Raw genomic sequence first — 23,928 nt, forward strand, 5'->3', positions numbered from 1 at the left:
GGTTTAACTGCTTATCAATCCATTCAACAAGCTCTCTCTATTGATGGCTCCCTTTTTTCCCCTAGTTGAGCAATTACCTTTAATCTTAAAGAAGTAGTGTAGTCATTAGTCCTTAGTCCTTAGCAATCGACTGAGTATTCAACATAATTATCATTGCCCATGAGCCATGCTCAATTACCTATTACTCAAAAACATATATGATGATTGAAGATCAAGAACTTCGAGATGTATTTAAAGTCGCTAGTCAAGAACACTTACAGAAACTAGATGACGGACTGCTGTACTTAGAACAACATCCGAGCGACTTAGCTAAACTAGAACAATTGTTGCGGGAAACCCATTCTCTTAAAGGTGATGCTGGGATGCTAGGCGTAAAAAATGTAGCATCTTTAGCTCATCAAATGGAGCATATTTTGGAAGCTATCAAGCGGGGACAAACTCAACTGAATTCCGATATTAGCGATCGACTTTCGCAAGGTTTAGATGCCATGCGGAAACTCGTTAACGAAGCCATTACCGGCGAAGATTCCGGCGTTAATACTTTTTCCATCCTCGCTAGCATGATGGGTGCTTCTAGTCAGCCACAGCCACAGGATGCCACCTCAATAGTAGATACCTCTTCTTCACAAGTACCCGAACAACCGTTGGTAGAACCGCAATTTACTGAGCCTCCTACCCAAGAAATAGAAACAACTGTTGAAACTTCAGAAGTTCCTAAGTTAGAGAAAAATTCCTCTTTTTTACCCCTAGAATCCAAGCCCGAATTTCTACTGCAAGCTCAACACTCGCCTGCACTTTCTGGGCCCGCCGCGTCGGCTTCGCAGTTGCCAGTTACTCCATCCTCAACCTCATCTTACCGCATTGAAACCATTCGGGTTGCTACTCAAAATTTAGACGATTTAATGACTCAAGCAGGGGAACTTACTGTCACAAAAACTCGACTAGGGCACCGAGTTGCAGAGATAGAACAAATTACAACTTTGTGGGAAGAGTGGAGCCGAGAATATTTTGTAACGAGCTTGACTGTTGGTCGGATGCAAATAGATAAAAACGGTATTAAAGCCAACGCTAAATTTAGCCACTTGCAGGATTACTATCAACGTACAGAAGAACGTTTAGAACGTCTCGGAACTTTAGTCAACTGCTTGAGAAATCGAGTTTATGAAGATACTGCCAGACTCGAATTAATCGCGGAGGCATTAGAATCAGGAATTCGCACTCTGAGACTACTGCCTTTGTCTACTATTTTTAATTTATTTCCTCGAACTGTACGAGACTTAGCGAAACGGGAAGGTAAAGAAGTTGCATTAGTGATTGAAGGAGGCGAAACTACAGCAGATAAACGCATTTTAGAGGAAATGAAAGACCCTTTAATGCACATGATTAGAAATGCGATCGACCACGGTATTGAAACTGTGGAAGAACGGACAAAAATAGGTAAACATCCTGTGGCTACTCTCCGAATTAAAGGCTATAATAGGGCTAGCAATATTATTATTGAAGTTGCTGATGATGGTCGAGGACTAAATCTAGAGAGTATTAAACAAACGGCGGTAAAACGTAATATTTGTACGCTTGAACAACTCGCAGAAATGACCGAAACTCAAGTACAATCTTTAATTTTTAGTCCTGGTTTTTCGACCAAAAATTTTGTTACTGAAGTCTCGGGGCGTGGCGTGGGTTTAGATGTAGTTCGCACTAATGTTGAAGCCCTAAAAGGTAGTATTCAAGTAGAGTCTTTACCGGGAAAAGGATGCACCTTGAGGCTGCAAATAAGCACGTCTTTAGCTACAGCCAATGTATTAATTGTAGTAGTTGAAGATATTCCTTATGCTCTGCCCGTAGAGTTTGTAGACACGGCAAAACAGGTGTCTCAGTCTGAGATATTTGCTATAGAAGGTAAGGAAACTATACTTTCAAACGGTCAGCCTCTGTCAGTTGCTCATCTGACAGATTTACTAGAATTAAACCATAGACAAGGCTGGAAAAATAATCGGTACTTGAGACAGGAAACGGGGAGCGCAATTATGAAAAAAAAATCCCAAGAATTCCTAAGTTCAACTTCTTCAAAAATGCCTTGTATTGTTTTGAAAGTTGGGGAGGAAAGATTGGGATTATTTGTAGACGCTTTGATAGACGAACAGGATGTGGTGATTAAACCTCAAAGTCAATTGCTGAAACGGGTGCGAAATGTTTCGGGTGCCACAATTCTGGGTACTGGGGAAGTTTGTATGGTACTCAATCCCCACGATTTGATAAAATCTGTACGCCAGCAAGTGTCGTCCCGTGGGGTTTCTGGTGCGCGATCGCAACTTGAGACTGCCACTAGAAAACAAGTTATACTATTAGCAGAAGACTCGATCGCTACACGCACTCAAGAAAAGCGCATCCTGGAAGGTGCGGGTTACGAAGTTGTTACTGCGGTAGACGGATTGGATGCTTTCCATAAATTGAAAACTCGCGAGTTTGATGCTGTAATTTCTGACGTACAAATGCCAAATTTAGACGGTTTGGCTCTGACTATTAAAATTCGGGAGCAAAAACAATACAGTGAGTTGCCGATAATTTTAGTGACATCCTTGGCATCGGATGAAGATAGAAAAAGAGGCGCTGATGCGGGGGCTAATGCTTATATTCCTAAAGGTACTTTCAATCAAGATGTGTTGGTAGAGACACTAAAAAGGTTAGTTTAGGCATTAGTCATTACTCCTTGGTTATGAGGCATTTGTTATTTACTACCAATTAGCAAGGCCCAATGTCCAGTGCCCAGCGCACAATTACCAGTGCATCGATGCTCATCAATGCCCAATACTTTGACTACGCGGTTACTGAGCGACTCGTGCTGAGCGTAGCCACTCGCCCAGCACGAGTCGCTCAGCTTCCCCGAAGGAAAGTAAGTCGAAGGGCAGCACAAGTGCCCTATTCCCCATTCCCCATTCCCCATTTCCTAGCAAACTGATGTTATCGCCCATTAAGCTATTGTTAGTTGAAGATTCTCCAGTAGTTACGATCGTCCTCAAACGAATTTTTGATTCCTCGCCCGAAATCAAAGTTGTAGGAACCGCTTGCAATGGGTTAGAAGCACTAGAATTAATCCCGAAACTTCACCCCGAAGTAATCTGTACAGATTTGAACATGGCACCAATGAACGGATTAGAATTTACGAAAGAAGTAATGAAGAAATATCCGCTACCAATTTTAGTAATTAGTGCTTCAGTGCAAGCGAATGATACTCAGAATGTATTTCAAGTCTTAAAGGCTGGTGCATTGGATGTTTTTCCGAAACCGATTGGCGGCTTGGTATCAGATTACGCTAGTCTAGGCAATCAATTAATAGCTAAAGTGAAAATCCTCTCAGGAGTTAAAGTATTTACACGGCATCAAAAAACGATGCCCCCAGAAGATAATAATCAAATTTTAACAATCAACCAAGCACCAGTTGCTAATTACAAGTTTTCCAACGAAAATGTTAAATTTTCAACTATTAAAGTATTGGCTATAGGGGCTTCTACAGGGGGACCGCAAGCGCTGTACGCGATGATTTCTAAATTTCCCGCTAGTTTTCCAGTGCCTATAATTTGTGTTCAGCACATCAGTGAAGGTTTTTTGCAAGGATTAGTTGATTGGCTAGGGAATGAATCGAAACTGCCTGTTAAGATAGCTTCTTTTGGGGAATTGCCACAAGCGGGGACTGTTTATTTCCCGCCCGAAAAACGTCATTTAGAATTGGACTCTCAAGGGCGATTTGTTTATTCAGAAGCTGCTCATGTCGGGGGACACTGCCCTTCTGTAACGGTGACATTTAAATCGGTAGCTAATTTTTATAATCGAGGGGCAGCGGGGGTTTTGCTGACAGGAATGGGTAGAGATGGTGCTGACGGAATGTTGGCTATCGCTAAACAGGGCGGTTTGACAATCGCCCAAGACGAAGCTAGCTGCATTGTCTTCGGAATGCCCAAGGAGGCGATCGCCCTCGGTGCCGCCCAATATGTTCTACCTGTCAGTGCGATCGCTCCCTTACTCCTGGCTAAATTAAAAATTTAGGGCTTACCCCGCAAATAGTGCAGAATACCCCAATCCGCGACTTGTTAAAAACATCGGGCATAAGAGAGCGCGATCGCCACTTGGTAGTTCATTAATTACTCAAATTACTTCATTAATTACTCAAAACTGATTTTTTATTCCGATTATTTGATTTTGATAAACTTACCAATTACCTCGCGCAACTTATCAGCATCAAACGGCTTAGTTAAATACTCTGTTGCTCCCGCCAAACGCCCCTGTACCTTATCAAAGGCTCCATCTCGCGCTGTCAGCATTACGATCGGCAAATTCTGAAACTGAGGCAAGCTGCGTACCGTGCGGCAGAGTTCCAATCCGTCAATACCAGGCATCGAAACATCCAGCAACAAAACAGAAATTTGTTCGTGATAAATCGTTGACAAAGCATCCACTGCATTGTCGGTTACGAGAACTCGAAACTCTTTGCTTAAGGCCTGTTTAACAAGTCCTTGCATCACGACGCTATCATCAACTGCCAAAATAGTTGGTACTTGACTGCTAATTGCAGACATATTCTTCTCCCTGTTTATTTATAGTTTTTGAAAATACAAAACATAATTCCCACCGTCATTTTTTTAGAGTTGCCTCTGTGCAATAGTTGCCAACCCGTTGGAGCATTAGTAGAAAGTTTAGTCCTGTTTTTTTACCTCAAACTCGAAAAAAGGGATTGGGAGAGTTGTTGATCGGCGATTACAACAGTTGCAAAATGTGCATCCGGGCCCAGAAACCCTAGAAGGTCGAGTTGGAGTAACTATTGTTACAAAGTTTAACATCTTACCAATCTTTTGTAATTCATCTCGTAACTGTAGCTGAACTGTCGGCTAAGGCACAGCTCGCTAAAGGACACTGGTATTGTGGCACACACCCATGATTTAAATTTACCAGCAAGCCCGCTACCCAGGATTAGACAAGTCTGTTAAAATACAATTAAACTGATTAAAAAATTCTAGGTAAGCAATCGTCATATATTTTGGAAAGCTGCTTCCTCCCAACAGAGGCTCTTAGATTTAGAGAGCCGGAGATATTCAAAAGCATAGTCAACTGGAAGTATAATTTATATAGTCTTAGATTTGGGGTGCTCTAACTCCCATAACTCAAAAGTTTCCAGATCAGTCAAGAGGTTAGTCTGAATTCGGCGCAAGCAGCCTGCGCCGAACTTGCGCCCAGAGTCTACCAGCACAGAATTCATAGTTTCTTGTTTTTCAAGGGAAGTATTGAGAAGGGCGGTTGCCAGCAACTAGACGGGCAGTTACACACGATGAAAGCACCCTTGCCTCTTGGTAAAAAAAGTGTTCAAGCTCCATAACATAGACTTGTATCAGCTTCTCGGCTGTGCTCCAGACGCTTGCTTGGACAATTTGGTAGGTTTGGCAGCTCAAATCAGCCGAACTCCTATTGCTTTCTTGAGCTTGATTGACGGTAACCGCCACTGGTTGAAGTCCGAGTTAGGTATCGATCAAACTTTGGCCCACCGTTACCTGAATTTTTGCACTCGCGCCTTGGACAAAATTCCCGAAGAGTTCGCAGCCTGGTCCAACTCAAACTGGGAATTTGACCAGCCAATTTCCCTGCAACAACCGCCAGTTACTCCCGAATTTGCGATCGAACCCCCTGCAAATTCGTTTCAGGAACCGCCCGTCGCCATTGTCGGAGACGCTTCCACAGATGTGAGATTTGGCGAGCATCCCCTAACGGTTTTCTACCCCTTCGTGAAATTTTACGGCGGCATCCCAGTCCTGACCTCAGAGGGGCAGATGCTGGGAGTGCTATCGGTCATGGACTCAGTACCGAGAGACTTGACAAAAGAAACCATAGAAGCTCTGCAAGCTTTGAGTCGGCAAGTTGCGAGTTTGGTGGAGCTGCGCTGGCAATTACTCAAAGCTCAGAAACAGTTGCCAGTGGCAGAAGATATCAGCTCCGACAGCGAGCAAATCTCCGAGGTAGTTCGTGGCTCGAACCCATCCAGCTTGTGTGCGGTACAGACGCCACAGAGCAGCATGAGAATATACCCAACAAAAAAGCTCCCAACGCGGGGGGAAACAGACAAATCTCAATATTTGTGGCAAACTTCAGCGAGCATCGGGCGTGCAGACGATACCCAACAAATCCGAGAAATCGTTGCCGGCCCCCCAGACACCTCCGATCGCCAATTAACGGCCGCGTCCCTACAAGAGCGAGCTCGCTTGGGAACCCTGCAAGCTAAAGTCGGTGCCGCCCTCGGACAAGGTGGGAAAATATCGCCCATCCTCAACCGCTGCACCGAAGCAATGGTAGATTACCTAGACGCCAAAGAGGCGAGTATCTGGACGTTCAACCCACAGACAGAGCAGTTAGAATTGCAGGCCGATTCAGGAGTCAGCACCGAAGGGTGGGAACGGGAAATAGAAGATTGGGTGCGAGCAGAACCGGGAAAACTCCAAACGGCTCCTGTATGCCTACTGTCGAACCCGTCTCTCTGCGCCATTGCCTATCCGCTGATAGTGGAGGAGCGGCTGGTGGGAGTGCTGGCTCTGTGCAGTAGCGCTTTGGCAAGCGAGGGAGCGCTAGAGGTTCTGGGTTGCATGGCTAACGCTATCGCCGTGGCGATCGATCGCATCACGGCCCGAGAAGAATTATTGAGCCGCCGCGAAGGCCTGCTCTTCGGCCTCGCCAGCCAGATGCGGAATTCCCTCGACCTCGACAAAATTTTAGATACGGCTGTCAACGAAATTCGCAGCTTGTTGCAGGTTGACCAGTGCTACTTTTTGTGGTATTCCATCTCGCGAGACGGGCAGCCAAGCTTTGCAATCACCCACGAGGCGGCAAATCCCGAACTGAAAGAGCGGCTTACAGAATACCCGATCGAACAAGTAACCCTGCTGGCCGAGAAAATTTGCCACCGCCAAACGCTGCGGATCGGGGACGCGGCAACAGCACTCTGCATCGAACCGCCCACGCGAGATTTTTTGACCAGTCTCGGCATTGTTTCTAACCTGCTGCTGCCGGTCAAGACTCGCTCCGGTCAAATGGGTGCTGTAGTTTGTAACCATTACAGCAGCCACCGTTCCTGGGCGACGAGCGAAGTGGAGTTGCTGCAAGCGGTGGTTGATCAACTGGCGATCGCGATCGACCAAGCCGAACTCTACGCCCAAACCCGCGCGGCAGCCTTAGCCGCCCAAACTCAAGCCCGCCAACTGACGGAAACTTTGCAGCAGTTGCAGCAGAAAGAAGCTCAGCTCATCCAAAACGAAAAAATGTCCTCTCTCGGTCTAATGGTCGCTGGCGTCGCCCACGAAATCAACAATCCGGTTAATTTTATTTACGGCAACTTGACTTATTGCAAGCAGTACATGAAAAATCTGCTGGACTTGCTGCACTTGTATCAAAAGCACTACCCCGAGCCTTGCCCCGAAATTCTCGACAAAAACGCAGAAATCGATGTTGATTTCATAGCCCCGGATTTGCTGAAAATTCTGTCTTCAATAGAGATGGGAACTGAACGCATCCGCCAAATTGTCCTGTCTCTGCGGAACTTCGCGCGGCACGACGAAGCCGACATGAAGCGGGTGGACATTCACGAAGGGATTGACAGCACGCTGCTGATTTTGCAGAGCCGGTTGAAGTCAAATGGGCTAATACCGGGAATTGAGGTAATTAAAGACTACGGCAACTTGCCAAAGGTAGAGTGCTATCCCGGACAGCTCAACCAAGTATTTATGAATATTTTGGCGAATGCGATCGACTCTTTGGAAAATCAGCCCCCACCCAAGACGATCAAAATCTCGACGGCGGTGGTGGGCCCAAACTGGGAGGCTGAGGATTCAGGAAAGTCGAGCCCTCAAGTTGTGGTGATTCGGATTCAAGACAGCGGGCCCGGATTGGCCGAAAAAGCTAAATGCCACTTGTTTGACCCTTTCTTTACCACTAAACCTGTGGGCAAGGGTACGGGACTCGGCTTGTCTATCAGCTACCAGATTGTGGTGGAAAAACACGGAGGAAGCTTAAACTGTCTCTCGAAACCGGGAGAGGGAGCGGATTTCAGGATTGAAATCCCGGTAGATCGCCCCCGTGTAATCAAAGAATAAACCTGGGGGCGATCGGTATTCAAAAAGATTTTTTAAATTTTATTGTCAAAGTGCTTGACAGATTCCCGTGTCTGGGTGTTAGTATAGTAAACGTTGAGACGTTGGGGCGTCGCCAAGTGGTAAGGCAGCTGGTTTTGGTCCAGCCATTCAGAGGTTCGAATCCTTTCGCCCCAGTTAAATTGTGTCCGGTAAATCAATTATTTAACTCATCGTTTAGAGTTAGCGCTTGACAGACGATAGAAAAACGACTTCCTCACTAAAAACCTAATTAGGTCTTGCTCATAGGATATAACAAACCGGGTTTCTGGCGGCAGGTTTTACCTAAAAGCCTAGATTTGTGGTCAAGAAATGGGTTTTTTTGGTCGTCATTGCCCATTTTTGGCAGAAACCGTTGTTTGTGCGTAATATGACTTCTGAGTGCCCCGCAATTGTAAAATCGAGTCAACATTCAACACTCATATCAAATCCGGTTGCATTGGAATAATTAAACCGCTGTGGACGTAGAGAATACATAGGAAGACAACAGAGAGATGAATAATTCCGATGCAACCGGATTTGATATCAACCATCCTTCTGTTTTTCGACCCCTTTTTCTACAGTCAACAGTCAACCCGCCCTACTCCATATCACTGCAAAGTGCTGGGACCACGAGCGTTTAGCCGATCGAAAACGTATCGGGAAATGGCCGGAAATGCTGTTTCGTCCTTGGCATAAGCCGGATCATCTGCGAAAACAACTAAGATATAAATCGCGCGATCGTCTAAGGTTCTCACAAATGCCGCTTCGCTGCGGGATTTGGAAGTATAGCCCACTTTGGAACCAAAATAAATATTAGTTGGTAAAGATTCGCCGAGAAATCCTTGTATCGAATTGCTGGGGTCATTTTTCCATGCCTTGGGGTCTAAATCTCTTGTCAGCAAGTAAGCCATTTTGCGGCTGGCGACGCTAGAAACCGCTTGCCTAGTATAGATTTCATATATTAATCTGGCAGCTTGGTCGGTAGTCACTTGATTACGAATCGGCTGAGAAGGATCGCCCCGCAATTGCAAGTCGCGACCGATTGGACCTTCTTGCCTCAAATAGTGTATGGGATAATTTTTGGTGGTTATACGAATATCATTGTATCCCGCAGACTGAAAAAATGTGTTAATTTGATTGCGTTTTTTTAGCCAGGTTTGCAACTCTTCTCCGGCGAGCCGATCACCAGATTTTGTATCTGTGATTGTGTCTAAAATTCTGCTGGCAGCATCGTTGTTGGAGACGCGAATCATTTGATCGAGGTCGTTTTTAAAGGCAGATTCTCTTTGCGTAATGAGGCCTTTTTCTATTGCTGAGTAAAAGGCGGTCATCCAAAATAATTTGGCAACGCTAGCGGGAAATCGGAGAGTTTGATTTTGATATCCGGCAAAGGTGTGAGTTTTGGAATTGCTGACATCAAATAAGGTAATTGATAGCGGTTCTGCAGGCAGTCCTTTGCTGGTTGCAATCTTCACAGCTTCATCAACAATCCCTTGCAATTCTTGAGAGTAAACGGGATTGGGAGGTGTTTTGATGTTGTAGCTAAAGGTAGGCTCGCTTTGACGAGCGACTAAATTTTCCGATGGTTCAATTGTCGGAGGCGAGAGTGTTTCTTGAGGCGAGACGGCCTGTTGAGCCAAGATGACTGGCGGTTCTGGGGGACGGCGAGTTCTGAAGGGCATTGTGACGAGCCAAAAGAACGCGATCGCCCCGGCGATTAAACACAAAATGTTACGGTATTTTAGCCGAGAAAATTTCGTCCTCACTCGACGACGAGATGGCACAGGGCCTTCGCTGCTTTGGCGTCGGCGTCCGACTGGGCGCTGGCTGCTTTGGGGTCGGGATTGGATTAGACCTGTTGCATGAATCTTTGCTTGATCGGTCAACCGCAGATACCAGGCAGATGAACGCAGATTAACCCAGATAATTTCAAGAATTGAGAGCGACTTTTGCAAGAGCTCTATGGGGCGTCGGGTCTGGATTGGGCGACGAGATGGGACTCGGCGCTCGCTGCTTTGGCGTCGGGACTGGACTGGACGCTCGCTGCTTTGGCGTCGGGACTCGATTGGGCGTTGGGGCCCGATGGGGCGGCGTCGGCGTTCTACTTGCATTACAGTTTTGTGCTATCAAACTCGCACGATCAGTTTATAATAGGGCGGCATCTAAATGACAAGTGTATCGATCTAGTCCGCTGTTGCCAATTTTATCTGTCTACTAGGCTGCTTGAGACTTCTAGTAATTGTAAAATTTTCAGGATAGCACTGAGTTGAAGCAAAATCCTTTGAAAAACATGAGAAATTGTTGGAGTCTGGCTGTTTTGGGATTTGCGATAGTCGGCGTGAATAATTATTTGATACCTGATGTTTGGGCATTTCAGTCTCAATCTACTACAGGATATGTTGTTGAGCGACAAACAGCAGGACAGGGCGCGGATGTAGCGTTTTCCTTGACGGGAGAAAGCGAAAATCTAGAAGTAACAAACAAGCAAACTGTTTCCAGTTTTCCGAGTATGTTTTGGGACTTCAACAATTTAGCGAAAATTTCCTATTCCGAATTGCTGGAGGTACTGGTGAGACGACCAGAGTCCAATAATACGGAGAGAGAAACCGCTGCACAACCCGAAGACATAGCACGTTTTGAACAGGTTGTACAGTATGCAAAACAACAAAATTTGCACGATCGCTCTATGGGAGAAATCGTCCAGGCGATCGCCGATAATTTCCTAGGAAAACCATACGCCGAGGGTTTGCTGGACAAATCCGGCGAAGAAAAGTTGATCGTAACTTTGAATAAATTTGATTGCGTTTTATTTGTAGAAACCGTTTTGGCGATCGCCAGGGGCGTAGCAGTAGAAGATTACGACTATCAAAATTTTGTAAATCGCATAGAAGAACAGCGGTATTTAAACGGTAAAATCAACGGTTATTGCAGCAGATTGCACTATTTTTCCGACTGGATTAACGACAATCAAAAACGGCAAACTGTGGAAAACATCACCGCTGAATTAGGTGGAGTTCCCATGAATAAAACACTAAATTTCATGAGCCAGCACCGCAGCAGTTACCCGCAAATGGTCAAAGACGAAGCAACTTATCAGTGCATTGTAAGCCAAGAAGCAGACTTAGCCAAAACTCCTGTTAATTACATCCCGACAAATCGGGTAAAAAGTGTTTATTCTCAGTTAAAACCCGGGGATATTGTAGCGGTAGCGACGGATGTTAAAGGATTGGATGTCACCCACACCGGTTTAGTCTACCGCAATGCTGACGGCAATATGGGCTTAATTCACGCTTCGCCGGCTGGGGAGGTGACAGTTGCTTACGACTTGCAGAGATATATTAGCAGAGTCGAAAGTGCGATCGGCATTGTAGTCGCTAGGGCGAAAACACCTCATTAAATTAGTTTGTACTCGTAGGGTGCATCAGCTTGCATTATTTTAGCTGAAAATTTAAAATTTCTGTGCTGACGCACCCTACAAACTCTCTTGTAGGATGGGTACGCGAACTCGCCCGGAATATACAATTTAAATGCACAACAGTTTATTGAACAATTTCGCTGCGAGATACCTTACTATTTCTAGCAGGATTTGGCGTTAATCCGGGCGGCGAAACTTGAACACTTCCCCACTCATTCAAAAAGCTTTTCAGCAGAACCTCTTGCTGAGTGCGAAATGTCTCGACATTGGCCCCGCGATTCATAATCACAAACCACACTGTTTCTTGCTTTTGAGTTGGCAGCGCTCCGCCCAAAGCGCTAACATTATCCAACGTGCCAGATTTGACTACTGCTAATTTGGGAAGCGGCCGTTCTGATAGTATTCCTTTATCTTTCCCAACTACAGTTAAGACATCAGCAACTGTCATGCTGTAAGGTTCAAGATAGCGTTCTAAAGCTATAAACAACGCACAAGCAGCCCGGGGAGAAATGAGATTTTCTTCGCTCAATCCCGAACCGTTGACGAGTTGAATTTCAGCAGGCGGAACTCCGGCTGCTGCTGCTGCTTTTTGCGCGACTGTTTTAGCGCCACCGACAGTATCAGCTAGCATATCTGCCATAAGATTGTTGCTGTACTGATTCATTTTTTTGATCAGTTCGGCGAGGGGCAAAGAATAATGTTTGACTAAAGGCTGCACGTCATTAGGAGGTGCTGCCAAAACTTTTACAGTACCCTCAATTGCTATTTGGGGTTTCGGCGTATTTGGAGGCAGGGTTTGATACTGGGCGGCGGCTTCGCTGGGCCAGATTTGACTGTTCAATCCTTGTTTGAGCAATTCTCCCGATTTGAGGGGATCGAGTTCAAAGTTCATGTAAAACTTATCGACAATTATCAAATTGCCACTGACTCGCTTGATCCCTTTTTGATTTAAGGCGTTACCCAGGGCGATCGCCTCTTCCCAGACAAACAACGGATCTTCGCTTCCCTGAACAATTAAATCGCCTTTTAATACGCCGTTCTCTATTTTTCCCGTTGTACCAATTAAGGTAATAAATTGATGTTCCGGCCCGAATTGTTGCAGTGCTACCAGAGATGTTGCTACTTTGGTAATAGAAGCGGCTGACAGAGGAACGGTACCTTGATGATTGGCTAGCAAAGTATTGCCAGATTGCATCCAGACGCCTTGGTTTTCTTTGGCAAAACCTTGGGCGGCCAACCCGTTGAGATATTGCTGGATTTTGGTATTTGTGGGGGTTTCGGGATTGCTAGCAGAGACTATTAAGGGCTGAGGCTGACTTGGTTTAACTGGCGGCGGGGAAGATTCAGCTACAGGAGAGGGAGATGCAAGTTGAGGTGATTCAGTAGCTGCACATCCGGCAATAATTGTGAGAAGGGCGATCGAACTCCCAGCGGTCAAGTAGCGGTTTTTCAGCATTACTTTAATTTTTTTCATCAAATGTACGATCGTCTGTCAGCACGCCCGATGGAAAGTTTAGCACTAGCCCGCGCGTTTTGGAGCATCCGGAGCTGCGTTACCATAATCCGGAACCGCTGACATTACCTCTCTTCTTCTCCATCTTCCTTCGCGTTCTTTGCGTCTTCGCCGTTCGTTAAATAGACCTATCCGCAAATTACAGGTTCCTTATACAGCTTATGTTTTAGCCAATATTACTAGACGGTGAGCGATTAAAATAAGGAACGATAACATAAGGGTTTGAGAAGTTTTTGTTTAATAAAGCTAAAAGTTTTGAGAAACGTAGCCCGAATTTAATCAAGTTTGACACCCAGGTAGGCGTTGCCCAATTTTTAGTAAATCTAACCTTTTAAGCCTGAGTCTAACTAATCCACATACTGTTAAAATTACCGATTTATATCGAGAACGAGCCAGCCGGAATTTGTCGCTCGGCAACTCGGAATATCTTCAGCTTACCAATCAAATGTTCAACTACTATTCTTTGGCTTGATAACTCTTTATTACTTAACAATTGATTTTCCGTAAGTTCACCGTTTCTAGGTTTTTTAGTAGGAGTAGTAATTGCCCCTTCCCCTACATAAGCTTTATCTCCTAAAAATTTTTGGGTAAGGTCAAATTTATCTTGGTTCATTCGGAACAAATTGATATCACTTGTTTTGCCAAATTCTCCTACAGTTACATCAATAATATCCGTCCCGTCCGGTAAAACAATTAATTGGTTTTTTAGAGTGTGCATCTTCTTTTTCCCAGAGTAATAGTTTTTTTGCTCTTGATAGTCTACAGGTCTTGCTGTAGGCTGCTCTTCGCTGTCTACTATTAATTGATATTCGGTCACTTTTTGGCGGAGTTCTGCATAAGCAATTAGGTCATTTTCTACTTCTTCTATCTGAGATGCTGGTAAAATTTCTCTGAGGATTTCACTCCAGGAATGAAAAGCGTCATGAGCTTTGGTTTTAGAAACATCAAAGAGTAATCCTAAGATTTCAAATATCGGCTGTTGTCTTAAATATACTAAGCATAAACAAACCCCAGTGTCAGCCAACATTCCTGGTTTTCTGCCACCACCAGCGAGATTAATCCGTACTTTATTTAATTCCATCTCTTCTTGCTTCTGTTGATGCCGGATTTGGACCAGAGCTACTAAACTCAAAAACTGCTCATACTCAATCCCAATTAATCGTTTAGCTTCCGAGGGATGTTCTTGAATCCGTTTTAAGGGGCTAGTCATACTTATGGGGCAGTTAAACTTATTGAATGTTTCTATCATACTCCCTTATTTATATTAAGGATAGGTCTAATAGATATTGCTTAAAGACTGCGGAATTTTATACCAATAGTCCGGACTGTTTTTAGTTCGTAGTCTGAAACCCTGGATTTTCCCTTGGTATCTCGATTGCCTTGGAGCCGGGAAACCCTTATTCTACGGTTGGTAATCAAAAACTGTCCGAAGTATTGAAATCTAAAATCTAAAATCTAAAATCTAAAATAGTCTGATCTTCAGCGCCTGGGGCCTTCACCCCAGGCCGATCGCTCTCACAAATTTTCGATAAACTGGTTTATCCAGCCATACTCCCTATACTCAGCGGCACCATTTCGCCGTGCATCGTCAGACCTAATAACATCGGCCCGCCCGGTCGAATCAACTCTCCTGTAAGCGCGCAGCGTTCCTCCTGCTGTGCTGTGGCATTAATGCTGGCTCGAATATCCGATCGAGAAAACATCTGCCGATACTCTCCAGACTTCTGCTGCACGTAATTCCAGAGCAAATCTCGAATCAAAGCTTGATAGCCTTGATTGCCCGCGAGCTCTTTAAGTCTCTCTTTGAGCTCTCTTTCGAGTCGAATGCTGGTCACTTCCATTTCGGTGGTTGAGGTTCTAGGTAGGGTATGCATAATTTTTCTCCGTGACGGGTGGACATATGTGTAATATCAGTGTAGTATGTTTACAGCTAGATTGAAAGCCTCTTAACCACCTTCTGCCTGCTGTGAAATTTCTCCCCACCTACTCCAACTATCAACTGAAGTGCGATCGCCCCAGGGGTCGCTCCGAGTCGTTACAGCACGTCTTTTGGACGGGTTTTGCGACTGTCGCAGCGACCTCGTGGGCGGGCTTGGGCCTAATTAAACCCGGTTATAGTGGATTAGGACAAATTGCAGAAATTCATTACAACGAGGTAGACCACGACGGTCTGCAAGTGGCACAGCCATATCGAGATACGCGAAGCGGGAGGTACAGCTAAACGACTGTACCAAGACAGGATGAAAATTTGCATGAAAGCAGTTTTTCTAGCCCCCGCTTCTAAGTAAGAGAAGCGGGGGCATTTGATTGGATATTTGAGAAATTCGATCCGCTTGGGGAACTGGGAAAAAACCAGATGTAGCCCATGCTGACGAAGCAAGCAAAATTCAAAATTCAAAATCTAAAATCTAAAATCCAAAATTGACGAGGAGGAGCAAGCCGTGACCGTAGTAACTGATGTATTGAGGCAATCTGTAGTCGTTTTTTCTCAGAATTACCTACCAATGAGCCGTGTCAACATCAAACGGGCGATCGTACTTTTGGTAACAGGCAAGGCTGAACCTCTGGATTTTAGCATCGGCAACGGCTGGCTGGTAAGATCGCCCAGCACCAGCATCCACGTACCCGAACAAATCCGCTTGACTTTTGGTAACAGGGAACGCCTGTGGAAAGTGCCCCCGGTCAATCGCCGGGAAGTTCTGCGCCGCGACGCTCATTCTTGCCAATACTGCGGTAGCAACCGACATTTGACGCTGGATCACGTGATGCCTCGATCGAAGGGCGGGCCGCATACTTGGGACAACGTGGTGACTGCTTGCGAACGGTGCAACTCTCGTAAGGGCGATCGAACTCCCATAGAAGCTGGAATGTCTCTGCGAACTAAGCCGAAGGCCCCCATACACCCCACTGTTGCTTTTGCAGAACTGTTTTGGCACGAATACCAAATTGGGGAATAGGGCATGGGGCATGGGGCATTGGTAATTGGTAATTGGTAATTGGTAATATAGCCATCCTAAATCATTTGTGAATTTCTTACTCCCTCCCCTTGATAAGGGGAGGGCTGGGGTCGGGTCAAAAATTTACGACTCCTGCAAGGATTGCTATAGCTAATAGTTAATAGCTAATTAAGTCCTGTAATTGAAAAGGATTTTAGGTCGGAATAGCAAACTTTTCATTCCGACCTATCCAATGCCCGATGCCCGATGCCCAATTCCCAATTACCAATTTTCAATTACCAATTTTCAATTACCAATTTTCAACTTTCAATTCCAAATTTAGGGCTGTCAATATGCTGAAGTTGACTTACACTGAAACGGGCTTTAACCTGGAGCGTTTGGCTCAATCTCCCGAACAGTTAGTGGCGCTGCGAGTTGTGCTGGCTATGCGAGTTGGTCAAAGCATCAGCGTCGAACCGAGCACTGCGGCTTTTTTGCTGCCCGCGAATTTGCCGGCGCTGTCTCTGTTGGAATCTGAGGCCCGCCGAAACGACAACGAAGCGATCGACCTTTGTGTTGCTGATGCTGACTTTGTAGAAGTGACTCTGCGCGGTACGTGGATTTCTGGCGCGTCTGAGGGGGCTGATGGGGTGTTTGCGACTGTTTTGGGCGATCGGGCCGAGCTCTTGCTGCTCAAACTCTGGCTCGAAACTCAGGCTGCTGCGGAGGTTGTCGGGGAAGTCGGCGATTAATCTCGGATGTTGAACACGGAAGAGGGAAGAGGGAAGAAGGAAGAAGGAAATATTTTCTTTATTTCCCACTCCTCCACTCTTCCCATCTGCCCTCTGCCATAACAGATAATTTATAGGGGTAGCAGAGCAGCAAATCGCTCATTTTAGGGCGTATAAATTATGTTGAAGTAAATTCCCTTATCTTGCAGATTGTCGCCCCGATCGCTAATTCTCACCAAAGGGAAAGCGTAATCTACCCGCAGGTTCACCCGCTGTATCGGTTCCCAGATTACCCCCAAACCCACACCTGCTAAAAATGTCTGATTGGTTAATTTATTAGGATTGTTCGCAACGTTCCACACCTGACCCGCATCCAAAAAAGGAGCCAATTGAAGTTTAGGGTTTCCCGAAGCATCGCGCTGCAAAGTAATCCGATCTTCGAGGGAAACTCTGAAGCCGTTATCGCCAGAACGGACATTTTGGCGGTAGCCGCGCAAAGATTGGCCGCCGCCAATTACAAATTGCTGCGAAGGCAACAAACTATTAGCTGACAACTGCAAGTCTGCCTGCAAAATTAATAAATGTTTGTCATTCAATCGTTGTACTCGCTGCACTTGACCCAGCCAATTAAAAAATTGTCCGTCGGGATCGGAACCTTCGTTTTGAGTAGCATCAAACAAGCTAGTGCCGATCGTAAATTGCGATCGCAAGGCCCAAGCACCCTGCGGGTCGCGCCGAATGTAGTCCTGTCCCAGCTTAATTGCGCTCGTAGTGGTGACACCATTCGAGTCCGGGCCGATGCCAAAAGCATACGGGTCGCCAGCGAGAAAAGTTCTGCCTGTCTGATAAGTAAAACCGGCCGATAAGGCAAATTCTTCGATCGGCGTTCTCCGCAGTGGCTGGCGGTAACTAACTTCAAATAAATGCGATTTTCCCGAAATATCAAAACGGTTAAAAGGTGCTTGTACGATACTGTTGCGATTCGGTGCCGCCCTCAATTGCAAAGTGCCGTTCATCGCATTTAGTGGCACGCGATAGCTGAAATCAAACACGTCTGAATCGCCGAGCGATCGGTAATAAGCCGCCGCAAGTTCGTCACCATTTCCCGTTATATTGCGGTGCCGCAAACTAACTCCCAATCTTTCGGAACCGACACTGGGAGGCGAGTAATTGTCAATGCTGAAAGTAGGTTGAAACGGATTAGCTTCCGAGACTCGGACGATCAGAATGCTCTCGCCTTCATTATCCCCAGCCCGCAGGCTGGCTTCTACATTGTCAAATAAAGGATCGACCCGCAACAGCCGGAGTTGGTCTTCTAATGAAGCTGTGCTTAAAGGCATTCCGGCACCGAGTCGAATCCGGCTGCGGATGTAACTTGGATGCAATCTTTTAGTTCCTTCTACCTCAATTCGGGCTAGCTTGCCTTCAATCACTTGAATTTGGACTACCCCTGCGGTGATAGTTTGGGGTGGCAAGACTGCTCTCGAAGTGATGTAGCCACGATTGAGGTAAATTTCGGTAATTTTGTCGGCGATTTGTTTGAGCTGTTCTAGGGTGGTAGAACGGCCTTCTAAGGGGTTGACTAAAGCATTAATTTCATCTTGGCTTAAAATTGTGCTGCCAACTACTTGAATTTTCTGCACCTCAATTGGTGTATTCGGCAGCGTTGGGGGAACTGGCGACGGAGACTGCGGCGCTACTGTGGGCGGTACTTGGGGAGGTTCTGGGGAAGGCTGCGGGGCAGGTTGCAGAAATTGATCGCGATTTGGATCTGGCTTCGTCGGCGGCGGTGGCAGGTTTGGAGGTGGCGAGGGTTGGTTCTGGGCTAAAACATGATTGCAATGTAGCTGGTTCTGACATTGGGGATCGTTGTCAACCAGATTTGTTTTTTCGGGCAAGATGCCCGCACCACAAGCAGTTTCATCGATTGGGGAACAGGCATCTTGGCTGTTCTCGGCGGGGTTCGATTGTGTTTCTGGTTCAGGGTTGGTCTCGATCCAATCGGGAAGCTGATTTAAGTTGGTCGCTGTTTTATCCTGGTTGATTTCCAGTTTTTGCAGTGCTAATACTTGATTGCCCGTATCTGCTGAGTTGTCAGCGGCGACGGGCAACGGGAAAATATCGTTTGTTTGGGATATAGCTTTATTGGCATAAAAGCAAGCCATTGGGAGCGCAGTTAGAAGTGAAAGCCCCAACCGAAATATTGCAATATTTGCACTCGGGCGCATAATTAATAATTTCTCTAAAATAAGTTTGTCGGCTGCTTGACTATGCCAGTTTATCATTTAGTATTAGGCGAAATCTGACTATTAAAATTTCCACAGTCCAGCTTTCAAGATGCCAGGAGTCCGAACTGCTGATCAGTACAAAAATTTTAATTTATTTAGGACGATCGACCAAACAACCCGGAACAGGCAAAAATCATCTGTGGCGCTGCCAAACACCCTGCTCGAAACCGAGTTTTTTGTATGCCGTGCAAAAGTCATACCATTTGAGATTTGAGATTTGGCAATGAGTCGCCCAAAAACGGATACCGTGCCCCGAACGCTCATCAGTGTAGATCCTAAAATTTTAGACTCCTGTTCCTGCTCCCAGATTTAATGCAGCAAGTAAATCTCAAATCTCAAATCTCAAATCTCAAATCGACTGACTTATGGCTATCACCGTTTGGGGTTCGCCTACCGTTGCATTCTTTTTTAAAACAGGTGTTGAATTATTTTCTTGTGATAGGTGTTAACTCACTGGCGACTAAGGGTTCTTGGGCTATTTTGCCGAGTTGGACTGAGTTCAACACCGCTGACCACTTGATCGCTAAACTGGCATCGCTGGGAGACTCGATACGCAATTGAGCTAGAGTTGCCAGGTACTCGTACCAGAGACTTTGTTGGGCGAAGATGCTGAGCTTGGTGAGATCGGGCGATCGATCCAACTCTGTTTTGACGGTTGGGGCGAGTGCGGTGCGGTTGATCCACCCGGAAACGAGAACGTCATCAGTTGTATTTTTGGGGTTGCATTTGATAGTAAAGTACCATTGATAGTTTTTGCCAACTTCCAGGGCTGGCGAGTTGTCGTCGGAGCCGAGGCTGACGCTAACGATACCTGCACGGCTAGTTACCATGCGAAAACTTTTTTTGTATAGTGTTTTGTCTCTTTGGTCTGCTAACTCAAACTGAACTGTTTTGTCGAGGGCTACGGGAAGGTAGTAGAAAAATGTTGGCTTTGCTGATATGGTTTGCCCCATAGTTGATTGGGGAATCAAGGCAGTTAAGGCAGTTGTAGCCGTGGGGCATTCTAAGCCGCGGGTTCCTCCCCCTTCACGCCTTCCGGGTACTCCGTCCTCCGGCGGTTGAAAGCTATTCCACGTGGCTCCCGCTGGCTGAATGTTCGATCTGTTTCCGCTGGGTTCAGGGGGTTGAACTGTTTGCCAGTTGAGGGGTAGCTGGGGTCGTGAGGGGCGCTGGACAATATTTGCGCGGCTGTTGAGAGCCTCTGCTGGTATTAAAAAACTACCGGCGGCAACTGCCTCTAAAGACAGAATTAACGAAAGAGCACCGATATTTAGAGCAGACTTCAAAGCCATGACGAACCTGCCTTTTGATGAACCTAGGAACTTTATCGCACGGTTTTATTCTATCCAAGGTTTTGACGGATATAGTAATCTGTTGTACTTAATTTATATCTTCAGGCAGATACGATTATTTGGGTCGCTCTGATCAACATAGAATTCTGTGTCGCGTTTGTTAGTGGTAGCTTAGTAGTTATACTTACTTCCATTCACGGCAGCAGGTTGGGTTGAGCTTGTTAAACCCAACTTTGACAAAGACTAATATTCGGGTTCCTTTAACTCTAGCAAGAGGATACAACGCGTCTTTTCGTAAAAACACCGGGTTGATGCGTCAGTCCTGGATATCAGGAAACTCGGCAATTTTGCTGGTGGACCTCAAGCTATTGGCTACAAGTTACATATCAGGTTTTCTGTACAATACCGGCAATAAATTTAGCATGAATCTCGATTCACCTGTTCTCTCGGACAAACAGCCTTCGGGGCTGCGGATGGTAAGACCCATAGGAGTCTTGGCACTGCACGGCATTGCTTTTTTAGGAAATAGGTTGTTCGCTGTCGATCGCGCCGAAGGGCTGCTATTGGAGATCGATCGAGAAAGTGACAACACTACTGTTTTGAATCCTTATCAAACGGCTAAGTTTGCCGGCGCAACGGGGCTGGCTATTTCGGAAGATACTCTCTGGTTTGCGCGGGATGAGGATATTTGTTGCTGTCGGGGCGCAATTCGGGACGGGGCGATCGCTGAACTCAAACCGGAACATTTTGTTTCCCTTCCTTATTCTGCTGACGGGATTGCTGTTTGGAAATCTACGCTTTATGTGACTTGCCAGAGATTGGGATCTATTCTGGTTTTTGACCTGAAAACGGGTCGGGAAATTACTCGGTTTTACGCTCCCGGTATTGGGGTAGAAAATATCACAGTCCGGGATGAGGAAATTTGGGTTTGCGACAAGACTGAGCAAACTGTTTACTGTTTGGAACGGGGAACTGGGGAGATTAAATTTAGCGTTTTGACTCCCTTTGAGTCGCCTTCTGGTTTAGCTTTTCACAAGGATGCCGAAACCGGGGAGGAAGTTCTGTACGTGGCTTATGCCGGGGATGAACTTTACATCCGGGATGACCCGAATTCGGAAGATCCTTTTCAGTTGACGAAGCGCGATCGCACTTTTATTCAGCCTTTGTATTTTCACTACAATGAAGCCGAGCGCTACGCTCTGTCAAACGGTTTTTTGATAGAAATGTCTTATGTGGAGGAACTGTCTCCTCTCGATGAGGTAGAAATCGAAAATTTGGAGTGGCGGATTGCTTTGCCTTCGGAAACTCACCGGCAAAAGGTAAGGAGTGTTACGCCGATCGGAATGCCTTTTACTGAGGAAATTCAGGAAGGGGAACGGGTGGCGGTCTTTAAGTTCGATCGGCTGCACCCCGGGGAACGCCGAATTTTTGGCTGGAAGGCATTGTTAGAAGTCCGATCAATTAAGTATCAGTTGTCGCCTCGGGATGTCGAAAAGGCTCCGAAGCTGTCGCCGGAGTTTGCAGCTAAGTATTTGGTGGATAATGACAATTTGGCGATGGATACGGAGATTGTGCGATCGGCTGCTGTGGCTGCCATTGGCTCAGAAACTAATATTCTCCGGCAATTGCTGAGCATTCGCAATTTTGTTTACGACCAACTTTCTTACGGGATTAGGCCTCACATTGACACTCCCGATATTGTGCTGCGCCGCGGCATCGGTTCTTGCGGCGAGTACGTGGGCTTGTTGTTAGCTTTGGCAAGGTTGAACCGGATTGCTTGCCGCACGATCGGGCGCTACAAGTGTCCAGCTTTTGCTGACAGAAAAGGTGTGTCGCTGGAACCCGATTTCAATCACGTTTGGCTGGAGTTTTACATTCCGGGTTTTGGCTGGGTGCCGATGGAATCTAATCCTGATGATATTCAAGACAGAGGCCCTTATCCGTTGCGATTTTTTATGGGTTTGGCTTGGTATCACGTAGAAATTGGCAAGGGAATTCGGTTTCAAAGTCTCACGAGCGGGGGTCTTCCTTTAAACAAGGAGGATGTTTCCGTGGGGACTCTGGCAATTAATCATGTGAGGTTTACAATTTTGGAAGATTTGCCAGCAGTTTGAATCGAGTGTTAACAGTTAACAGTTAGCCCTCAATATTCAACTCTTAATTGTTAACATTTTTCATCTAAAATCGAAAGTAGAAAGTGTAAAATCAGAGGAAGAGGGGTTGTGGAATTTTCGATTGCTAATATTCTCGTTTTAGTCGCTTTTGTACTGCTGCTGACGGTGACTGGCGGGGTCGCTTATTTGACGGCAGTTGAATGGCGCGATCGCAGGCGGTTAGATAAGGCTAAACGGAAAAAAAAGTAGCGGTTTGCTGTTGACAAATCGCGTCTTTTATGATATAAAACAAGGCGACCCAACCAGGTCGCCTTGTTTTGTGATTTGAAATATTTTCACCGCAGATGATATCAACTTCACTAAAAATAACCGTTAGAATTTTGTAGTGACGACTTGAGTCTTCATACAAAACTATGACTCATGGGCATCCCGCGCGCGCCACAATAAACACAGAGGAAAAATGTAATTTTGGATTTGGAAGTTTAAGTCCACTGTCGGAAAAATGTATTTTCTTGCCAAGCGGCGGCGGTGCGTTTTTCAAGTGCTGCCATTTCTGTTTGGTTCAGGGGTTTGAATGCTTGGGCGACTTTAAAGTTTTCTTCTAATTGCTTTACTGAGTCGGCGGCGATGACGCAGCAGTGCACGCCGGGAAGTGAAAGCGTGTAGCCCATTGCTTGGTGCATTCCATCTAAAACACCGTTCTGAAATAATTTGCCGTAAGCTGGTATTTTCATGGCTATAACGCCGATATTTTTGGCTTTGGCGACTGGTAAAGCGCTGATAACAAAAGAGCGCGGGTGATGTTTTTCGGCAGCGTTGAGGGAGATTAATGTTGTGTCAAAAGGATAGCGTTGCAAGCCTGCGGCAATGATGGCTGGTTCGTGGTGTCCGGTGATGCCGGAAAAACGAATTATTTTTTGCTGTTTGGCTTCTTCGATCGCCTTTATTGCTCCTTTGGCACTGAAAATTTTGTCTAATTCGGCTTGGAATGAGACGTGGTGGAGTTGCCACAAGTCTAGTCGATCGGTTTTCAATCTTTTGAGCGATCGCTCTAAGTCTCTCCACGCGCCGTCTCTGTCTCTGGCGGAGGTTTTTGTGGCTAGGAATAGGCGCGATCGATATGGTGGCAAAACTTTGCCTAAGTTTTCTTCGCTGGGCCCGTACTCGGCCGCCGTGTCAAAATAGCGAATGCCTAGTTCGATCGCGCGTTCAATTTGCGCCGCCGCTTCTGCTTCTCTTCCCGGCTGCGACAGCGGTGTTTGTCCGGCCCCCCCCAAACCGAAAATCGGCACTTTCACGCCGGTGTTGCCTAACAGTCGTTCTGGCATTTTTACTGTGGCGGCCGCCTGGTTATTGGGTGCGGCTGCGATTTCCCCATCCTGCTGTTCGATCGCCTTAGCACCTGCAATGCCGCTGGCAACAGCTATACTGCTCAATATAAAATTGCGGCGAGTCTTTTTGCGGGTCATTGTTTCCGTCTCCTCAGAGTGAGAGA

The 23,928-nt window shown here is 46.1% G+C and carries 17 protein-coding genes and 1 tRNA gene; 10 read left to right on the forward strand and 8 right to left on the reverse strand.

The window, feature by feature from the left end; translation table 11 throughout:
- The first annotated feature begins 200 nt into the window (after nucleotides 1–200).
- Both QT994_RS19525 and cheB read left to right on the forward strand, forming a co-directional pair.
- Nucleotides 201–2,693, forward strand: coding sequence for a hybrid sensor histidine kinase/response regulator (locus QT994_RS19525; RefSeq protein WP_333177336.1), 2,493 nt, complete (start codon nucleotides 201–203; stop codon nucleotides 2,691–2,693).
- A gap of 265 nt (nucleotides 2,694–2,958) precedes the next feature.
- Complete coding sequence (gene cheB, locus QT994_RS19530) at nucleotides 2,959–4,044, forward strand: chemotaxis-specific protein-glutamate methyltransferase CheB (protein WP_333177271.1); 1,086 nt, start codon at nucleotides 2,959–2,961, stop codon at nucleotides 4,042–4,044.
- 143 nt (nucleotides 4,045–4,187) lie between these two features.
- Here cheB and QT994_RS19535 read toward each other — a convergent pair whose 3' ends face one another.
- On the reverse strand, nucleotides 4,188–4,574 hold the full coding sequence (locus QT994_RS19535; protein WP_333177273.1) for a response regulator: 387 nt from the start codon (nucleotides 4,572–4,574) through the stop codon (nucleotides 4,188–4,190).
- A gap of 777 nt (nucleotides 4,575–5,351) precedes the next feature.
- On the opposite strand from QT994_RS19535, the gene QT994_RS19540 reads away from it, so the two are divergent.
- Nucleotides 5,352–8,126 (forward strand): GAF domain-containing protein, encoded by a 2,775-nt coding sequence (locus QT994_RS19540; RefSeq protein ID WP_333177276.1) that lies wholly within the window; start codon nucleotides 5,352–5,354, stop codon nucleotides 8,124–8,126.
- Between the two features lie 102 nt (nucleotides 8,127–8,228).
- Nucleotides 8,229–8,300: transfer RNA gene (locus tag QT994_RS19545), tRNA-Gln, on the forward strand.
- Between the two features lie 452 nt (nucleotides 8,301–8,752).
- Here QT994_RS19545 and QT994_RS19550 read toward each other — a convergent pair.
- Nucleotides 8,753–9,928, reverse strand: a complete 1,176-nt coding sequence (locus QT994_RS19550; RefSeq protein WP_333177279.1) for a serine hydrolase — start codon at nucleotides 9,926–9,928, stop codon at nucleotides 8,753–8,755.
- 506 nt (nucleotides 9,929–10,434) lie between these two features.
- On the opposite strand from QT994_RS19550, the gene QT994_RS19555 reads away from it, so the two are divergent.
- The gene (locus QT994_RS19555; RefSeq protein WP_333177281.1) at nucleotides 10,435–11,541 is read left to right on the forward strand and encodes an N-acetylmuramoyl-L-alanine amidase-like domain-containing protein; all 1,107 of its coding nucleotides are present in this window, start codon (nucleotides 10,435–10,437) and stop codon (nucleotides 11,539–11,541) included.
- 142 nt (nucleotides 11,542–11,683) lie between these two features.
- Here QT994_RS19555 and QT994_RS19560 read toward each other — a convergent pair whose 3' ends face one another.
- The 3 genes from QT994_RS19560 to QT994_RS19570 form a co-directional block, all read right to left on the reverse strand.
- A complete protein-coding gene (locus QT994_RS19560) occupies nucleotides 11,684–13,033 on the reverse strand; it encodes a D-alanyl-D-alanine carboxypeptidase (protein ID WP_333177284.1) in 1,350 nt (449 codons plus the stop codon).
- Nucleotides 13,034–13,448: 415 nt separating this feature from the next.
- The gene (locus QT994_RS19565) at nucleotides 13,449–14,321 is read right to left on the reverse strand and encodes a transposase family protein (protein ID WP_333177286.1); all 873 of its coding nucleotides are present in this window, start codon (nucleotides 14,319–14,321) and stop codon (nucleotides 13,449–13,451) included.
- 289 nt (nucleotides 14,322–14,610) lie between these two features.
- The gene (locus QT994_RS19570) at nucleotides 14,611–14,946 is read right to left on the reverse strand and encodes a ribbon-helix-helix domain-containing protein (RefSeq protein ID WP_039886507.1); all 336 of its coding nucleotides are present in this window, start codon (nucleotides 14,944–14,946) and stop codon (nucleotides 14,611–14,613) included.
- Nucleotides 14,947–15,038: 92 nt separating this feature from the next.
- Here QT994_RS19570 and QT994_RS19575 point away from each other — a divergent pair, with 92 nt between their 5' ends.
- The 3 genes from QT994_RS19575 to QT994_RS19585 all read left to right on the forward strand — a co-directional run bounded on the left by QT994_RS19575 (nucleotide 15,039) and on the right by QT994_RS19585 (nucleotide 16,760).
- Entirely contained in the window at nucleotides 15,039–15,293 is a 255-nt protein-coding gene (locus tag QT994_RS19575; protein ID WP_333177289.1) for a hypothetical protein, read from the forward strand.
- A gap of 220 nt (nucleotides 15,294–15,513) precedes the next feature.
- The gene (locus QT994_RS19580) at nucleotides 15,514–16,029 is read left to right on the forward strand and encodes an HNH endonuclease (RefSeq protein WP_190660760.1); all 516 of its coding nucleotides are present in this window, start codon (nucleotides 15,514–15,516) and stop codon (nucleotides 16,027–16,029) included.
- Between the two features lie 332 nt (nucleotides 16,030–16,361).
- On the forward strand, nucleotides 16,362–16,760 hold the full coding sequence (locus tag QT994_RS19585; protein ID WP_333046821.1) for an alr0857 family protein: 399 nt from the start codon (nucleotides 16,362–16,364) through the stop codon (nucleotides 16,758–16,760).
- Nucleotides 16,761–16,903: 143 nt separating this feature from the next.
- Here QT994_RS19585 and QT994_RS19590 read toward each other — a convergent pair whose 3' ends face one another.
- Together QT994_RS19590 and QT994_RS19595 are read right to left on the reverse strand one after the other, a co-directional pair.
- The gene (locus tag QT994_RS19590) at nucleotides 16,904–19,024 is read right to left on the reverse strand and encodes a ShlB/FhaC/HecB family hemolysin secretion/activation protein (protein ID WP_333177291.1); all 2,121 of its coding nucleotides are present in this window, start codon (nucleotides 19,022–19,024) and stop codon (nucleotides 16,904–16,906) included.
- 428 nt (nucleotides 19,025–19,452) lie between these two features.
- Complete coding sequence (locus tag QT994_RS19595; RefSeq protein ID WP_333177294.1) at nucleotides 19,453–20,319, reverse strand: DUF928 domain-containing protein; 867 nt, start codon at nucleotides 20,317–20,319, stop codon at nucleotides 19,453–19,455.
- 422 nt (nucleotides 20,320–20,741) lie between these two features.
- Between QT994_RS19595 and QT994_RS19600 the strand changes: the two genes are divergently transcribed.
- Together QT994_RS19600 and QT994_RS19605 are read left to right on the forward strand one after the other, a co-directional pair.
- Nucleotides 20,742–22,433: a transglutaminase domain-containing protein gene (locus tag QT994_RS19600; RefSeq protein ID WP_333177297.1), complete on the forward strand. Its 1,692-nt coding sequence runs from the start codon at nucleotides 20,742–20,744 to the stop codon at nucleotides 22,431–22,433.
- A 108-nt stretch (nucleotides 22,434–22,541) separates the two neighbouring features.
- Nucleotides 22,542–22,682 (forward strand): hypothetical protein, encoded by a 141-nt coding sequence (locus tag QT994_RS19605; protein WP_333029071.1) that lies wholly within the window; start codon nucleotides 22,542–22,544, stop codon nucleotides 22,680–22,682.
- Between the two features lie 233 nt (nucleotides 22,683–22,915).
- On the opposite strand, the gene QT994_RS19610 is transcribed toward QT994_RS19605, so the two are convergent.
- Nucleotides 22,916–23,902 carry an aldo/keto reductase gene (locus tag QT994_RS19610; protein WP_333177299.1) on the reverse strand — a complete coding sequence of 329 codons (987 nt, stop codon included), beginning with the start codon at nucleotides 23,900–23,902 and terminating at the stop codon, nucleotides 22,916–22,918.
- Nucleotides 23,903–23,928 lie beyond the last annotated feature (26 nt).

It is taken from the genome of Microcoleus sp. S13_B4, from assembly GCF_036700885.1.
In the GTDB taxonomy this organism is placed as follows: domain Bacteria; phylum Cyanobacteriota; class Cyanobacteriia; order Cyanobacteriales; family Microcoleaceae; genus Microcoleus.